Here is a 16,584-nt window from a genome sequence, read left to right on the forward strand (position 1 = left end):
AGCTTACTGGACCAATTCACTCTGCATCGTCAGATGTACCAGTTCATCCAGGAGCTGTTCTTCGAGGCTGATCATTTCATGCATTTTTTTGTGAATCTTCCGCCGTTGGGATAGCTTATTGCCTGAACACATCACTTTGATCATGAATTGATTAATAAGATTCCACTGTTCTCCTGAATGCTGATAGCCCTCAGCAGCCCGGGAGAGTACGGGCAGGCAGGCCTCACGGTTAAGCAGACGCAGGAACAGGCTGAACCGGATCCGGTGGATTGGCAGGGTGTTGGCTGCCAGCATGAAGCTGGAACTGTATTCAGCGGGACAACCGGCAGTGATTCCCGCATTCAAATAGGCGTCGGCATAGGCCCTGAGGTGAGCGGCAACCTGGTTGGGCTGAACCCGATCTAAAGGGCTGGTCAGCATTCCTTGAAGTGTAGTCAGCCAGTCTGTATATGAACGCGAAGAATCGCAAAGCTCAAATAATGCATAGAAATGACAGGCTTGCTGGAATACATCGATATCCACAGCTTCAAGCTCTTTGCCATAGTAGGCATCCGTTAAATAAATTAGGTTGCTTGAACGGTCCAGTCCAACGGCAAGACAGGCATGGCTGGTATGCAGCTTGCGGAAGGCCAGGCACCAGGGGCAGTCATAAGAATCAAATCCGACCAGGACCGGCATTCCTGAAGACAACCGGCCCTCCAGCATGTCGAGCATGAAGTTCTTATCCATTTCCGGCTCCTTCCGTTCAATATAAGTGAACATAAGGCCATGGTACGCAGACAGAGATTCTGTACTGATCCGCGGCAGGGCTAACCGCTCAATCAACGGCTGATCCGGAAACTGCTGTTCTTCAAAGGACACCTGCCAGGCATTTCCGTACATGCACTTGCTGTCCTTTCCCTGCCATTCGGCCACAGAATGAATGCAGTCATCGATACAGCTGCGGAGCGTGGGGTAGGAGGTACTCTTAACGGGAACAATGTTCAGCACTGCTTATCATCTCCTTCGCCGACAAATAGTGACTATGAAACCGGTTTCGATAACAGGCAGGAGTCATACCGCTGTACTCGCGGAACAGCCGGTAGAAATATTTCATGTCGTAAATTCCGACCTCCAGCGCAATAGCCTGTATCCCAAGCTCCGTGAACATCAGCAGCATGCAGCTGTATTTCATGCGGATTTCCTGGAGCATCTGGATGTAGGATCTGCCGGTCTTTATTTTGAATAATCTCTGAAACTGGCGGGAGCTCATCGCAATCTGGCGGCTAATCTCCTTCAGTGTGATTTTCTCGCTGAAATTACTGATCATATACAGAATAACGTCATGCAGCGGATCTTCGTCAACCCGGGGCTGTTGTGCGAAGGGGACAGATGCAGCGGGCAGAATGAGGCCCGCGAGCTCGAACAGCAGCGGGTACAGCTGCAGCTGATCCTCAGCGGAACCATTATGATGTATCCCCTGCATACGGCGGAGTATCAAGGATAGCTCCATGTTTTTCTCCCTGTATCCGAACCATTGCTTCAACTCCAGAAGCGTCAGCAATGGAAACATATCCTCTTCAGAAAATTCTCCTGAAAGTTCGCGGGGAATTCTGCAAACCTCAGGCCTGAGCATACAATTGAGGATGATGAGCGGCTGGGAACCGGTCAGATCCTGCGGGTGAAAGACATGGGAAACCCCAGGCGGTATAACTAGCAAATCCCCCTGTACAACCTGGATTTTATCCTTAGCTGCCAGATGGATTCCTTCCCCCTGAACCACATAAGCGAGTTCCAAAAAATCGTGCTGATGACGTACGGAAGTGACTGTTTCCTGAGTCAGGAGCAATTGAACCGGTGAACAGGAGTCAAATAGATATTCCCCAGTGAATACCGGAAAAACTTCCATAGACAAGCCTCCGTTTCCTACTTCCTTATGATAGACACCTGGAATCCACCCTAGTATAGCTGAATATTTTGGCGCATTCAACCATATATTAACATTCGGGTTTTTGGTATATTCAGTTCATTCATTCCTACTATGCACACTGAAAGGGGTATACACATGCAGCAGAAAGTCATTGAGATTATCGCTGAAATCAAGGAGGATCCGGGCCTGCTTCAGACGCTGAACGGGGCTTCGGATCTGACTCTGGATGCCGCACTTGATTCGCTGCAAATCATCAATTTTATTCTGAGAATCGAAGACGAATTCGATATCGAAGTAGATTTCGATACCTTTGATCTGGAACATTTGAAATCGGTAGACCGTTTCTCCGCTTATGTCGCCGGGCTTGCCGTGCGATGAAGAACGCTGTGCACTGCGGCAGCCTGGAGTCGGAACGGTACTGGCGGGAGGAAGACCTGGCCACTTTGCCGTCCATTCCTGATGCGAGGGCTATGGCTATCGTTCAGGCCATGGATGAAATGCTGTTTGTCTTTTGCGGCAACGGGGATATTCTATTAACCCGTCATGGTATGGACAAAGCTCAATATGATTATCTGCAAACTCTCAAATATGCCTTCAAGACGAATATGAATCCATTAACATTGGGAGCCGGGGAACCTGGCACAATGCAGAACGCACTGAACGTATTTGAATTGCTGGGCAGGCTCGACCCCGGACAGGAACCCGATAGGTTAATACCGGAAGGATCGCTGCTTGAACCTTTTGCCGTGCTTCCCGGGACGCAGGAGGCGGTTAGGCGCTATAAGCTTCTGCCCGGACTCCCGGATGAGCAGACCGTGCGCAAAGTGAACACCAAAACCTATTCTGCTGCCATGCGGGATAGGCTGTCGTTGCCGAATATCGCCCAGATCGTCCACAACGTGGAGGAGCTGCTGCAATCAGGACAGAAGCTGCTGGAGAGGGGGCCTTTTCTGATCAAGGATGAGTATGGTGTATCCGGCAAAGGAAATCAGCTTGTGGACTCTGAGCGCATGCTGCGCAGAATTGCCGGTTACCTGGAGTCCAGCCGAAACCAGGATAAAAGAGTCCTATTTGTGCTTGAACCCCTGCTGGACCGGGAGGCAGACTTCTCCTGTCAATTTCACATCGATCCAGAAGGCCGGATCTCGATATTGTCCGTTCAGCAGCTGGTGAACCATGGTTTTGCCTTCGGAGAGTCACATTCCCCGAAGCCGTCTCTGCTCGAAAGACTGGACCGGGAAGGCTATTGGGAAATCATGCACAACATTGGACGGGAACTGTATGCCGATGGTTATTATGGCGATGTATGCGTGGATTCAATGCTGCTGCGTGACGGAAGCCTCGCACCGCTGGTGGAGATCAATGCCCGCAAATCGATGAGTTTGATTAAGCATAATGTAGACCGCCGCCTCAAGCAGGAGGGGATGCATACCTGTCTAATCCAGGTACCGCTGGCGACCATGGGAGAGGTTCGTTATGGAGAGCTGCTGCAGCGGATGGAGGAGACCGGCATACTATTTTCAATGGAAGAGGGTGAAGGAGTGATTCCCTTGACTTCAGGCACACTCCAGCCAGCGGACCCGTCCCGCTCCTCCGGTTCCTCCAAGGGTAAGCTGTATGCAGCACTCGCCTACCGGAATGAAGACCGCAAAAACAAGCTCACCGGCAAGCTGGACGAATCGCTTCTGCGCACTGGCTATACTATACTGCGTTAATGAAAGGAACCCTCCAATGAATAATACTGTGACTATTCTATGTTCTGGGTTTGGTCTGGGCTTCTATGTCCCCGGCCTGCTGATTGAAGCAAAACTCAAGGCGCTTGGCATCAAGGCAGAGATTGAGGTTTTTGAAACATTAATGCCTGACAGCAAAAAAAAGCAGACGGACAACAGCCGCCAAGCGTACCAGAAGAATTTTGCCGTAGCCCTGACCTCACAAAAAATACCTTCGGATATCCGCAGCAGCCTTGATTCAGCAGCCGTTGAACAATTATTTCAGCAATGGAAGCAGGAAGAAAGACAGCGCTTCATTATTTTATCCGGGCATTGGGTGCATATTATGGACAGATACCGTGAAACTGCCGGTTTTCCTGTGTATGCCGACCTGCTCTATATTGATGCCGGTCTTTCGCCGTCATGGAAGAATCTCCTCAGGCTGAATCCCGGTTACGCGGAAGGCTGCCGTGAAGTAAGCATGTATGATCCCGGGAAGCGGGAGATACTCTGCAGTATAGATGCCGGTCCTATGGAAGCGCTGCCGTATCGTGCTAGGAACGGGAGATTGGTTATTCATGGCGGCGGCTGGGGAATCGGAACCTTCCGCGAGAAGTTCGATGCACTGGAGTCGGCAGGATATGAGCTGGATATCGCTGCTTACAGTTCTCAGGAGATTGGAGGGGCCATTCATGGAAGACGTTATTATATGAACGACCCGGAGTGGCGGACCTGGCTGCGTGACAGCAGCGGACGGTATACCTTCCCGCCTTTTGCAGAGGTAACCGGTAAACAGGCAGACCACTTTCCGCCTTGCCGTCACTACCAGGAGGGGATGTTTGGGGTCATCCGGCAGGCATCTGCTGTAATCAGCAAGCCGGGAGGAGGGGCCTTGATTGATTCATTGGCTTCAGGCACTCCGCTGGTGCTGCTGGACCCTTTTGGCCCACATGAGAAGATCAACAGCGATCTGTGGGTAGAGCTTGGTTACGGTATCCGTTACGGGGAGTGGGCCGAGACAGGCTTTGACCGGGAGGAATTGCGCAAGCTGTCGGACAACCTCCAGGCAGCCAGAGCCCGATATCCAGATTATGCCGCAAGTTATGCGGAACAATTATCCGCAGCAGAAGGGAGAAGCTAATGCAGCCTACCAGCAGAGTGAACCTGGATGCCAAATCCTTTGAGGCTTTGAAACGCACGATCAAGAATGTTGTGGTTCCCCACAGAGAACGCAAACATGATCCCGGTTTCAAAACCGTTATGCCGGAAATTATGTCACTGAAGCTGACCAACCGCTGTAATCTCCGCTGCAAGCATTGCTACCAATGGAATGAATCCGGCTATCATCATGATATGGACACCGCCGAGCAGAATCTGGATATGGATTTGGAGATGATCCAGAGGCTTTTGGAGGAAACGGATGAAGCACAGTCCCGTCTGTATTTATGGGGAGGCGAACCGCTCTTTCACCGGAGTACCAAGCAAATCCTGGAACTGCTGAAAGAGCATCCCCGGGATACAACGATCTGTACCAATGCTTATCTGATTCATAAGTATGAAGAAGAGCTGTGTGCGATCTCGGACAATCTGGAGCTGCTGATTCCGATAGAGGGGTTCGAGGAGGAGCATGATTATCTGCGCGGCAAAGGATCGTTTCACAAAGTGATCGAGAACGTCGAACGGCTGCTTGAACTGCGCAGGCAAGGCCGCTTCCGCGGCCGGATCTCTGTGCATAATGTGATTAATGATAATATGATCGGCAGATTGTATGAGCTGGTGGAATTTTTTGAGCAAAAGGGGGTTGATCTGGTGCTGCTCTGCTTCCCCTGGTATATTTCTGCAGAAACCAGCCTGGAAATGGACCGCTTCTACGATGAACACTTCCAGTGGCTGGGGGAGCTTGCGCCGGATCACCGGAGCAGCTGGCATGCTTTCAAGTATCATATTAAGCCAGACAACGTCACCAAGCTAACCGAGGATCTGAAACGGATCAACAGCAACACTTGGCATAATACAAGAATCCGTTACCAGCCGGGGCTTGACTTTGATGAAATCGAAGATTTTGTGGCCGGCAAGCCGATGGCCTCCCGCAGTACGTCGAAATGTCTGGCGCTCAGCACCAGAGTTGATATTGCCCCGAACGGCATGGTGAGTGCTTGCAAATTTTTTGGCGAGCTGTCCATTGGCAATGTAAATGAGCAGTCCCTGACGGAAATATGGAACTCAGACCGCTATGACCGGCTGCGGCGGATTCTGGATGAAGGCTTGTCGCCAGCTTGTTCCAAATGCAATGTGCTGTACTTGAATACCTATGCTGCGCTGACACATGTATGAAGAACGGCTGTGGACAACCTGCCTATAGACTCGGTATCCTGGGTTCCTCGAACATTGCTGTATCAGCTTTACTGGAGCCTGCTCGGTATGTAGAGAAGGTGAGTATAGCCGCAATCGCAAACCGGACCTTTGAAAAAGCGGCAAAAATGGCGGAAACTTACCAGATTCCTTATGTGGCGGGCAGTCTGGAGGAGTTGCTGGAGCTAAACGGTCTGGATGGCGTATATATTGCACTCAGCAATGAGCTTCATACAGAATGGGCGGTCCGGGCCTTGCATGCAGGTAAGCATGTATTGGCAGAGAAGCCGATTGCCTTGAAGACTGAAGATGCTGAACGGTTACGGATGGCTAAAGAAAGACCCGGCTCCCCGAAGCTCGCCGAAGGTCTGATGATAGCATTTCATCCCTGGCAGCAGGCATTGAAATCTATTGTTGATTCCGGACAATTTGGTCAGCTGCATAGAATCAGGACACGGATTACCGTACCTGCCAAAGACAGGCATGCCGGAAATTACCGCAGTGTCAAAGCTAAGGGCGGAGGTGTTTTTGCCGATCTGGGCTGCTACTGGCTGCAGTTCCTGCAGGTCCTGGTGGGTCTTCAGCCCAGGGAGGTTACGGCACAGTCAGCGTTTGACGGGCCGGAAGGCTGCGACTGGACCTTTCAGGCAGCGCTAAAATATGCGGATGGACTGGAAGCCGAATGTCTCACTTCCTTTGAGCAGCCATTCCAGGCTTCGCATACCCTGTATTTTGATCATACCGTGCTGACGATCCCGGATTTCTTCCGTCCGGTCAAAGGGTTCTACAAAATCAAAATACGGCATGACCTTCCGGATAACCGCAGCACCCTATGCGAATTCGAGCCGATGAATTATTATGTGAACCAGCTTGGAGCATTTGCGGAGATCATGAGCGGGCAAAGGGCGGAGCAGCTGGAAGCCACATGGGAACGGGTGCAAATGCAATCCATCATTATGGACGAAGCGCAACTGCGAAGGGTCTATTATGAGGCAAATCGTCAATAGCCCAAAAAACAGCGATTCCCAGTCACCGGGGAGTCGCTGTTTTTTACCTAATAGGGCAGGAGTCATTCAGACATCCGGGTTCGGTTGTGGTTTCGGTATTTTCACCTGACACAGTCTCGATCTTGGACCATGCTTGATTCTACACCTTTTTAAATAAAGAGTGATCCTGGGCACCAGATACGGAATACGTTCATTAAATAGAAAATACGGCATTCCTCGTACACCGGCAAGGCGGGTATCTTTTTGATATTAATACATCAATACGACTTGACATGTGAATAAATTATCGATATAGTGTGAATGAGTTCACACTTTACATGAAGGAGTAATCTATGCCAAAAAATACTTTCTTTCGTTTAGATGAAGCAAGGCGCGAGGAAATATCTAATAGCGCTATGCATCTTTTTGTTGATAATCTTTACGAGGATATAACTATGAAGATGGTTTTGGATAGTTTGTCCATGCACCCCGGAACATTTTATCGGTATTTTGAAGACAAAGATGACCTTTATTGTCTCTTAATACATAATGTGACCCAGAAAAGAGCTGCGTATTTTAATAACAGTAATGAAGATTCCCTTTTCCGGTTTTTCCTTACTGGCTTATTTGGTAACGTTAACGGCATTGTAACCGAGCCGCTGAATGAGTTGGAAATCAAACTCACTGAAACACTTTTATACATTCCTGAGAACATTTTGCTTAAAATATATCTGAATGTGCTAAAGGGAGAGTCATTCCCCTTGATCAAGGACATTTTACGCCGAATGAGGGTTGATGGATATCTTAGGCCTGATATTGACGACGACCTGATTTCTTTCATGTTTGAGTCCATGCAGTTTAATTTAGTCCTGTTTTTTAGGGAATTCGATATTAAGGACTCTAAGCTGCAACATAAGATTAGCAAGTACTTTGCTGACTTTATGGGTCATGGGCTGCTTGAAGATCATAAATATTCTGAAATGGTTAGCGATATCAGGAAAGCCAAGGAGTAGATAGGATTCACTGAAAATAGGCTGTAATAGCTTCACAGTTTTGAAAAGCGCTCATAGCACAATGTATGTATTTCACATTCGCCACTTTTATTAATTAAGGGGGAACAAGAAAATGAAAACGTATGACGCATTTCCAGAACCAATTGGCGGCTATACTGTCGGTCGAACCCAGATGGATTTCGAGTACACGGCATCAGATCACTCAAAAAGAGAGCTGACGGCGTTTGTGTACTATCCGTCCGACAGCAGCGAAGGTAAGACTACATCAACGTACATGTTTCCTGAAGTCTACGAAATGTTTAATGAGCAGCCGCTTATCACTGCGTATCATAAAGAGAAGGATGTTTTCTCTATAGATATCAAGACCCAGTGTTACGATGGCCTTGCTCTCTCCGGGAAGGAAAAGCGCTATCCGGTGTTATTCTATGTTTGCGGCGGGGGCGGTTCTCCAGAATGGGGTACAGTGATCTGTACAGACTTGGCAAGCATGGGATATGTTGTGGTAAGCATCGGCCATCAGAATAGCACGATGTATAAGCGTAAAGATGGGCGCCTGTTTAATGTATCAAAGGATTTTTCGGAGGCCATTATGGCGTTTTCTGAAGATCCGGAGATGCTGGCGTTGGCTGGTAAGATGGAGATGCGGCCTGACGATGAAACTGCTATTGAGATGTGCCGTAACGTGCTTGCACTGCCGGTACTTGCCAAGTTAACAGAGTATGGTGAATTACAGGCAGAAGATGTAAGGTATGTAGCCGATTATCTTTACAAACTGGACTCTGGAGAGCTGGATTCCATCTTTAAGGGCAGATTGTTGCTTGACATCGGCATGGGCATAGTCGGACATTCTTTTGGAGGGCCTACGACGGCGATTGTTTGCCGGGACGACGACCGGTTCGCCTGCGGGATTGGCTTGGATAGCGGTGCGTTCGGCCTTCAGGGCAGCGACCTTAAGAAACCCTTCTTGCTGCTGTTTTGTGAACCTAACTATAACATGAATGCGATAATTGGCGCTAACAATAGCATGGAAACCTATTATTTCTCTGTTGATCGTGTTGCGCATTTAGATTACTGCGACATCGTGTTTACCGGTGTTAATGAGGAACTCAGAGGCGAACGGGATGCTATGGAGATGCGAAATCTTGTTACAGACTATACGAAGAACTTTTTTGATCATTACTTACTGCAGAAGGCTGCAAGTGTGGAAAGTCTGGCATACGATGGCGTGGACTTGATCAAGAAGACCGGCAAGAAGTGACATAACCGTGAGGTTGCTGATAAACGCATCGCTACCTGATTGCTGTCAGCCGAAATATTATGAAAATTTCTGTTCGAATAAGAGAAGGAACAGTCTCGGCGTCCCTTATTATGGGGAAATTAGGTTCTTACCTAGCCAAAACAGCTAGGAAAGCCATGAATGGACTGGCAAGAGCTATTTTCTCAGGAGAACAAGGAGAGCTTAGGGAACGAACCATACAGCATCAGCTTCAAAGAGCTAGTGCTTTAAAAATATAATTATAAATGCCATCCGTATCTGGACGGATTCCAATGGCAGGTTGACTGTCACATCTGCAGAAAATTCACTTATGGGGCAGCCCTGTATTTTAACGGTCCTGCAATGAAGGAGGCTGTTCTGCCCAGGATCGCTCATTGTTTAGCACATAAATTCCCAGCGCCTGCTCGAAGGAAAGGCCGTGATTGTAAAAAGCGAGTATCTTCGCAGCAAAGCGCATACACTTATCTGCACCGGGAGTCTGCAGCAGCTCAGCAGCCAGCCTCCGGAAGTCCTTCGGCTTATGTTCCGCAGCATCCACGGCATCCAGCAGCGCCTTGTGGCTTGGGAAAAGCATCCGGTTATACGCCAGGATCATCCTCCCGCTGTAGAACACCAGATTGCTGGCGGTGTGAGCAAGCAGATAGGCGTCATTCTTTTTGGCTGCCTCTTTGGCAAAATAGAAAGCGTACAGGAAGATCTGCGCACAAAAATCCCGCAGATTGCGATCCCGGTTCTCTTCAGGATAGACGGGAATCCGGGCGACCAGCTCACCCAGCTCCGGGATTCTGGAGAACAAAACCTCCGAACCGGTAAAAGCATACCTCGTCGGTTCATTGCCCCGCTCGGCTGCAAGCTCCAGAAACCGGAGGTTGATGACTTTTATATCGGCGTATCCGCCTTCATATGTGCTGACATCACGGTCCACATAGGACAGAGTGTTGTTCCGGTTATATTCTTCATAGGCCTCATCCGTTAACAGGAGATGAACATCTACATCGGAGGTTTCCTTCGCGGTTCCCTGGGCTACCGAACCACTGGTGATTACCGCCAGACAGGAAGGGTTCATTTCAAGCTTCCCCACCAGTTTTTTCAGAGTTTGTTTGTGATGGTCAAACATCTTTTACATCCTCTCTTTATGGACTCTTATCCCTTAGCGTACCGGTTGAACCGTGCATCGGCTATGGTCAATTCAGACATATCCGGCAGAATGGATGATTGACAAAAGGTTTATATGAATATATTGTAGATATATTATATCCGTGATTGAATTCGCCTTTCTATTATCCGGCAAACCTATGGTTGATAGGGAATAGCGAATTTTTTTGAAATTATCGAGGATATTAGGAGTCTTTGATGTATTTTATTAGATGCAGAGATAGGGTGGGATGTGGAATGAAAAGTAAACCTGGACTATTAGTTTCATCACTCGTAATCGCGAATTTTCTGGCACAGCTGATGCAGACGATGCTGAATACCGCGCTGCCGCGCATCATGCAGGATTTGGGAATCGACGAGAGCAGGGCGCAGTGGCTGGTCACTATTTATTTTCTGGTTGCAGGCATTACAGTGCCTGTTGCCGGGTTTTTGGTCGGAAGGTTCACTACAAGGGCATTATTTTTTACTTCTGCAGGCTCATTTGCTGCAGGAACACTGCTTGCCGCAATGTCGCCTGATTTTGGACTGATCCTCGCTGGACGGATGATACAGGGGATAGGGGCAGGCCTGCTGATGCCGCTTTTTCAAACTACGGTGCTTAGAGTTTTTCCCAAAGAGAGGATCGGTTCTGCCATGGGGCTGATCGGTCTGGTAATGGGGCTTGCTCCGGCTCTGGGGCCGACCCTGTCCGGTTTGGTTGTTCAGGAGCATTCCTGGCGGATTCTGTTTTACGCTTTGCTTCCCATCGTGGCTGCCAATTTACTGCTGGCTTCTTTCAGCCTGAAGAACGTCGGGGAACCCCATCAGGCGAAGCTGGATCTGCGGTCCATCCTTTATTCAACCGTTGGCTTTGCCGGCCTGATGTATGGAGTAAACCGGGCAGGAGAGCAGGGAAATTCACGGCTGATTACGTGGGCTTTCATCCTAGGGGGAATTATCATCATTGTCCTGTTTATCCACCGCCAACTTAAGCTGACGGTGCCGCTGCTGGATTTCAACTTATTCCGCAACCGGAGATTCACCCAGTCTACCATCATTGGGGTGCTTATGTTTATTGTCATGGCCGGTGTGGAGCTGCTGCTTCCGCTTTATGCCCAGAATGTCCGTGGACTGACTCCCAGAATGTCCGGTATGATGCTGCTGCCGGGGGCTGTCCTCTTGGGTGTGACCAGTATGATCTCCGGCAGGCTCTATGACCGGTATGGCATAAAGCTGATTATCCGGGGAGGCTTTTCCCTCATTTCTGTCATTACACTGCTTCTGACCCTTCTGTTGTCGGCAAATGCTTCGATGATTCTATTGGCTATTGTTTATGCGCTCCTTATGGTTGGCATCGGGTTCATCATGACACCGGTCACCGCTTTTGCCATGGCAAGCGTGCCCGTCCCGATGATTGCCCATGCCTCACCGATGACCATTACTATACGTTCCCTAAGCAGTTCAATGGGCGGAGTTATGCTGATTTCCATCATGGCTGCTTCAATGAACCATGCTTCAGTCCATTTTCCGGGGAATATTCTCCAGGGACTGCTCAACTCATTCTGGACATTGACCGGGATCGCAGCCATCGGGCTATACATTTCCTTTATTCTGAAAGAGCGTAAGGCAGGCCATTCATAATAACTATACAAATCTGTGTGGATGAACAAGAACAACTCCCACATCCATTTTTTGAATGTGGGAATTGTTTACATGCAATTACAGACAACAAGATTTATTCGTGCTACAATATGAATGAATTAAATATTATTCATTCATATTGATGGAGAATAATAATTTACCCCCCATTAGGAGGACTTAAATGAAAAAAGTTACGGCATTTCTCGGCACTCCACGTAAACAGGCAACGTATAAAGCGGTACGTGAATTTGAAAGGTATCTAAAAAAAGATGCTGAGATTGAATTTGAATATGTATTCTTAAAAGACTACCGGCTGGAATATTGCCTCGGCTGTAAGCTTTGTTTTGAGAAAGGTGAGGAACATTGTCCATTGAAGGATGACCGTGACTTGCTGCTGGAGAAGATGACAGCTTCGGACGGCGTTATTTTTGCTACTCCGGTGTATGCTTTCCAGGTAACCGCACCAATGAAGAATTTGTTGGACCGGCTCGCGTTTATATTCCACAGACCGCAGTTTTTTGGCAAATCGTTTACCGCAATCGTCTCACAAGGCATACTCGGTGGGGAGAAAATTGAGAAATACCTTCGCAGCATGGGAGAATACTATGGCTTTCAAGTTGTCAAGGGCTGTGTATTAAAGGCATTGGAGCCAACCGCAGCAGCTGTGGAGGCAAGAAACTCGCTCAAATTGGAGAAAGCGGCAGACCGGTTTCACAATGACCTCATGCGCACTTCTATACCTGCACCTTCTTTGTTCCGTCTGCTGTCATTCCGAATGGCACGATCAAGTATAAAAGAAATGCTGAATCCTGATTACCGCGATTACCGGCATTACGAAGAGAAAGGCTGGCTGGAGTCCGGCTACTATTATCCGGTATCCCTCGGGCTTATTAAAAATATATTCGGCCGCCTGTTTGATTTATTAGGAACACGTATGATAAAACGTCCTTAGCCGAACTCTGGGTGGGAGCGCACCCGGCCAAGCACAAACACCAAAATCAGCTGGTTTAATTTGAGTTTATAAATGGGGTGTATATTAGATTCAGCCTCAAGAACTATAAACTAAAATAAGGGAGTGTAATGATGTCAAACGTACTGTTTTTGAGTGTTTCGGCTCATGGTCATGTTAATCCAACCCTTGGACTCGTGCATGAATTAATTCAGCGGGGGGAAACGGTCACCTATTTCGGGTTCGAAGAATTCAGAGCGAAAATCGAACAAACTGGAGCTGTATTCAAGTCGTATAAAGAAAAGTTACTGCTCTTTCAAGACGGCTTTGGAAAAGCTAACGAAGAAGAGCAGGCAGCGGCAGCTGAGGATCTTCTGTCATTGCTGACGGATACCCTCCGGCCCGGCAAGCGGATTATTGAGGATGTATTGGACCAGATTCAAGGCCTGGAGTTTGATTATGTGATCTACACGGCCGCTTTTCCATTTGGAAATGCCATTGCCCAGATTCTCAAAATCCCTGCGGTTGCATCGATGGCTATCATAGCGACACCCGCAGAATTCATGCTTGCAGGCAAAGAGCCTGGGGACGAAGAACCTTCAGAATCCGCTAATCTGGACAGCTATCAGCAAATCGTACAGGAGTTGAAGGAAGCTTTCGATGTGGAGATGCCTTCGAACATACTGGACTGCTTCTATTGCAAAGGCGATATTAGTATCATTTATACCTCCAAAGCTTTCATTGCCCATCCCGAATACTACGATGACAGCTACAAGTTCATAGGCCCGCCTATTTTTGACAGACAAGAGAAGGTGGATTTTCCGTTTGAGCAATTGGAAGGAAAAACCGTCATCTATATTTCCATGGGAACCCGTGTGAGCACCATACCGGAATTATATGACCTTTTCTTCAAAAGCTTTGCCGATTTCGATGCCGTTGTGGTCATGACTGCTTATAACATGGACATTTCCCAATTCTCCATCCCTGATAACTTTATAGTCCGCAACTATGTTCCGCAACTGGAGGTGTTAAAATATACGGATGTAGCGGTTACTCATGCAGGAATGAACAGCACCAGTGACTTGTTGTACAGCAATGTGCCATTCGTTGCGATTCCGATTACGGCGGACCAGCCCTATATGGCCGCAAGAGCTCAAGATCTAGGGGCGGCTATCGCACTGGATGTCCTGACGCTTACCCCTCAATTGCTAAGAGCTTCCGTGAAGAAGGTTCTTGCCGATCCCGGCTACCGTGAGCATATCCATCAGATCAGTAAGTCCTTTAAAGAGGCAGGGGGTTATCCGAAAGCCGTTGATGAGATATTTAAATTAATAGAGGAAAACGGAAAACGTAAAGGTTCCTAAGCTTCCTCAACGTTATGCGGCTGCCACCGTTCTACACTGGACGGTGGCAGCCGTTATGTTCCTGGTATTAAGTCGCTTTCATCCACGATTTACTTCGTCAAATTTATCCCTGAACTTTAAGGTTCAATCCCATAAATCAGCTTCCCTTTATGATAGACCGTGATATGATCATTCGCAGCATAACTGGTGATGGCGGGTTGAAAAGAGTAATCATCAGCCTGATTGTAATTCGACCAATCCTTGTTGTGAATGCGGAACTGGATGTCTCCGGTTGTGCCCAAAGCTGCGAGCGAGCCTGCACCTGCCGTAAAACCGATCTCCGCATAGGTATCGGCACCTGCCGACGGCGTAGTCAAGGGGACGATTTCCGTCAGCAGTTTTTCTTTTCCTATTACCGCATAGTCAAACTCCACGGTCTGTTCCGTATTTCCATCCCTTGTATACCAATAACGTATCTTGAGTTCATGCAGCGGAATAGAAGCCCCGGACTCGTTCTTGAGCTGCAAGCTGGCCCGGATTGAATTGACAGCAGTCCCTGTTTCACCTGCGCGATAAAGTATTGCCGCTTGAGGGTCACCCGTACCTGGTCCTTCCCCGGGATCGCCAACAGGGATAAAGGTTACCGGCTTCATAATAAGGTCCAGCATGGCCTGCTTCGGCTCATTCCACGAGGTCCAGTCATCCAGCAATAGCCCTCCGGTATCCCCGCTATTCGGATTAAGACTCCAGTACGTCCAGTAGAGGTTATTCTGGCCGATGTAGCTTACGAGCGCATGTTGCCATTTTCCTTCCACCGAAAGGGTATCCACGCTGCGGCCGCCGAATTCCCCTGCAAGGATTGGGGCAATTTGTTCCTTGCTAATGTATCCCCAGGTATCATCCCACAGCTTGGGCAGATTGTTCGGGAAATCGGCAGCGCTGAACCAAGGCTGTGAAGCGACGCCAGGACCGTAATCATGCGGGGAATAGACCACCCGATCCGGTACTGTAAGCGTGACCGGATTATTGCGCACACCTGTCAGATTACCGCCCCACCAATAGCTGCTGGAGTTGCCCTGGACGTTGGTTTCGACGCCTTCGACTATAATCAGCCAGTTCGGATTCACGGCGAGAATCGCATTTCCTGCCCGTTCGCTGGCCAGCCGCCAGTCTGTGGCAAGATTACCTGACCCCCAGCTTGCCGTACCGTGCGGTTCATTATGCAGATCGGCTCCAATGACCGTAGGATTATCTGCGTAACGCTGAGCAAGCATCACCCAGTCACTGATCCAGCGGGTTTCGGGATAGGCCGCAGTGTACCACAGCGTGGATTGTCCGCCAGAATCCGGCCGGTGCCGGTCGAGGAAGATCCGTATGCCGCGCTTTCCGGCTTTTTCAATCAGTTTATCCATGATCTGAACGGGCTTCAGACCGGCAAGATCGGGATTTTTGGCATAATCAATACTATTGGCAGCAGAGCCTGAATCGAACATTTGGTTGCAGTAAGGCAGCCGGATCAGGTTATAGCCTTCCGCTTTGATTTGATCGAGCACATCATCCATTGAACGGGTCCACAACCCGTGTGGAGAGTAATTCGCGGTTTCGAAGCCAAACCAATTAAGTCCGTTGAATACGGCAGGACTGCCTGACGAATCCACGATTCTGCTGCCTGAGGTATGATAATAGCCTGCTGCATCTTGAGCCTTCACTTCATAACCCGGATACGAATAAGCACCTGCCAGCAATACAAAAGCAACGAACAATACTCCCAGTTTCCTGAACCCAAACGACATTCATTTTCCTCCTCTTAGTGATTTCAATGAGGTCAGACTTTATAGCATACGAGCAGGATGTTAACGTATTCGTATGAGACAGGCTGCAAATATGGAGAATCGGGGTATTTTCGAATTAAAAATTCCTCCTCCTTGAGCAGTTTCACCATGCGGCTGGCAGACAGTTTCACAGATGCAAAGGGTGGAGTACATCCGATTCGCGGAGACAACGATTATTCAAGCCGCACCCTATCAGATGAGAGTACTATTGAAGGTTACGCGGTCAGTTTTGGTAAAGAAGCCCAGGACTATCCCCAGCCGCTTACAATTGCAATCGAACGGTATTGGAATCCGATCCTGGAGTCTCAAACCTTGGAACTGCACGCCAAATAAACGGCCTTAGCTGAAAGATAACTTTTTGTGCGGCAAGGAACTTCTCTCTCTTAATTTATGGCTGGAATGTGACGATAATAATCTAAAACATGCATGAATTAGGA

15 protein-coding genes and 1 pseudogene are annotated in these 16,584 nt (G+C 48.6%); 12 read left to right on the forward strand and 4 right to left on the reverse strand.

The window, feature by feature from the left end; translation table 11 throughout:
* Nucleotides 1-3: 3 nt before the first annotated feature.
* Together PGRAT_RS15090 and PGRAT_RS15095 are read right to left on the reverse strand one after the other, a co-directional pair.
* Nucleotides 4-990: a hypothetical protein gene (locus PGRAT_RS15090; protein ID WP_025703287.1), complete on the reverse strand. Its 987-nt coding sequence runs from the start codon at nucleotides 988-990 to the stop codon at nucleotides 4-6.
* Nucleotides 968-1,888: an AraC family transcriptional regulator gene (locus PGRAT_RS15095; protein WP_025703286.1), complete on the reverse strand. Its 921-nt coding sequence runs from the start codon at nucleotides 1,886-1,888 to the stop codon at nucleotides 968-970. The genes PGRAT_RS15090 and PGRAT_RS15095 overlap by 23 nt, the downstream gene beginning before the upstream one ends.
* Before the next feature lie 156 nt (nucleotides 1,889-2,044).
* Here PGRAT_RS15095 and PGRAT_RS15100 point away from each other — a divergent pair, with 156 nt between their 5' ends.
* The 8 genes and pseudogenes from PGRAT_RS15100 to PGRAT_RS32420 all read left to right on the forward strand — a co-directional run.
* The gene (locus PGRAT_RS15100) at nucleotides 2,045-2,287 is read left to right on the forward strand and encodes an acyl carrier protein (protein ID WP_025703285.1); all 243 of its coding nucleotides are present in this window, start codon (nucleotides 2,045-2,047) and stop codon (nucleotides 2,285-2,287) included.
* The gene (locus tag PGRAT_RS15105) at nucleotides 2,284-3,624 is read left to right on the forward strand and encodes an ATP-grasp domain-containing protein (protein ID WP_025703284.1); all 1,341 of its coding nucleotides are present in this window, start codon (nucleotides 2,284-2,286) and stop codon (nucleotides 3,622-3,624) included. Before PGRAT_RS15100 ends, PGRAT_RS15105 begins: the two co-directional genes overlap by 4 nt.
* 16 nt (nucleotides 3,625-3,640) lie before the next feature.
* The gene (locus PGRAT_RS15110; protein ID WP_025703283.1) at nucleotides 3,641-4,762 is read left to right on the forward strand and encodes a glycosyltransferase family protein; all 1,122 of its coding nucleotides are present in this window, start codon (nucleotides 3,641-3,643) and stop codon (nucleotides 4,760-4,762) included.
* Nucleotides 4,762-5,955, forward strand: coding sequence for a radical SAM/SPASM domain-containing protein (locus PGRAT_RS15115; protein ID WP_025703282.1), 1,194 nt, complete (start codon nucleotides 4,762-4,764; stop codon nucleotides 5,953-5,955). The genes PGRAT_RS15110 and PGRAT_RS15115 overlap by 1 nt, the downstream gene beginning before the upstream one ends.
* Nucleotides 5,952-6,980 carry a Gfo/Idh/MocA family protein gene (locus tag PGRAT_RS15120; RefSeq protein WP_025703281.1) on the forward strand — a complete coding sequence of 343 codons (1,029 nt, stop codon included), beginning with the start codon at nucleotides 5,952-5,954 and terminating at the stop codon, nucleotides 6,978-6,980. The genes PGRAT_RS15115 and PGRAT_RS15120 overlap by 4 nt, the downstream gene beginning before the upstream one ends.
* Before the next feature lie 332 nt (nucleotides 6,981-7,312).
* Complete coding sequence (locus PGRAT_RS15125; RefSeq protein WP_025703280.1) at nucleotides 7,313-7,972, forward strand: TetR/AcrR family transcriptional regulator; 660 nt, start codon at nucleotides 7,313-7,315, stop codon at nucleotides 7,970-7,972.
* Between the two features lie 112 nt (nucleotides 7,973-8,084).
* Nucleotides 8,085-9,230, forward strand: a complete 1,146-nt coding sequence (locus PGRAT_RS15130) for an alpha/beta hydrolase (RefSeq protein WP_025703279.1) — start codon at nucleotides 8,085-8,087, stop codon at nucleotides 9,228-9,230.
* Between the two features lie 53 nt (nucleotides 9,231-9,283).
* Nucleotides 9,284-9,510 (forward strand): annotated as a pseudogene (locus PGRAT_RS32420) (Tn3 family transposase); the annotation flags it as partial.
* A 66-nt stretch (nucleotides 9,511-9,576) separates the two neighbouring features.
* Here the strand turns inward: PGRAT_RS32420 and PGRAT_RS15135 are convergent.
* On the reverse strand, nucleotides 9,577-10,365 hold the full coding sequence (locus PGRAT_RS15135) for a nucleotidyltransferase domain-containing protein (RefSeq protein ID WP_025703278.1): 789 nt from the start codon (nucleotides 10,363-10,365) through the stop codon (nucleotides 9,577-9,579).
* 275 nt (nucleotides 10,366-10,640) lie between these two features.
* Here PGRAT_RS15135 and PGRAT_RS15140 point away from each other — a divergent pair, with 275 nt between their 5' ends.
* The 3 genes from PGRAT_RS15140 (at nucleotide 10,641) to PGRAT_RS15150 (ending at nucleotide 14,336) form a co-directional block, all read left to right on the forward strand.
* Nucleotides 10,641-12,023, forward strand: a complete 1,383-nt coding sequence (locus PGRAT_RS15140) for a DHA2 family efflux MFS transporter permease subunit (RefSeq protein ID WP_025703277.1) — start codon at nucleotides 10,641-10,643, stop codon at nucleotides 12,021-12,023.
* Between the two features lie 181 nt (nucleotides 12,024-12,204).
* A complete protein-coding gene (locus PGRAT_RS15145) occupies nucleotides 12,205-12,975 on the forward strand; it encodes an NAD(P)H-dependent oxidoreductase (protein ID WP_025703276.1) in 771 nt (256 codons plus the stop codon).
* A gap of 128 nt (nucleotides 12,976-13,103) precedes the next feature.
* Nucleotides 13,104-14,336: a macrolide family glycosyltransferase gene (locus PGRAT_RS15150; protein WP_202903617.1), complete on the forward strand. Its 1,233-nt coding sequence runs from the start codon at nucleotides 13,104-13,106 to the stop codon at nucleotides 14,334-14,336.
* Between the two features lie 116 nt (nucleotides 14,337-14,452).
* Here the strand turns inward: PGRAT_RS15150 and PGRAT_RS15155 are convergent, their stop codons facing one another.
* Nucleotides 14,453-16,108: a cellulase family glycosylhydrolase gene (locus PGRAT_RS15155; protein ID WP_025703274.1), complete on the reverse strand. Its 1,656-nt coding sequence runs from the start codon at nucleotides 16,106-16,108 to the stop codon at nucleotides 14,453-14,455.
* A gap of 147 nt (nucleotides 16,109-16,255) precedes the next feature.
* Here PGRAT_RS15155 and PGRAT_RS15160 point away from each other — a divergent pair, with 147 nt between their 5' ends.
* Nucleotides 16,256-16,480, forward strand: coding sequence for a hypothetical protein (locus PGRAT_RS15160; protein WP_025703273.1), 225 nt, complete (start codon nucleotides 16,256-16,258; stop codon nucleotides 16,478-16,480).
* Nucleotides 16,481-16,584 lie beyond the last annotated feature (104 nt).

The sequence above is a fragment of the Paenibacillus graminis genome (assembly GCF_000758705.1).
In the GTDB taxonomy this organism is placed as follows: domain Bacteria; phylum Bacillota; class Bacilli; order Paenibacillales; family Paenibacillaceae; genus Paenibacillus_AQ; species Paenibacillus_AQ graminis.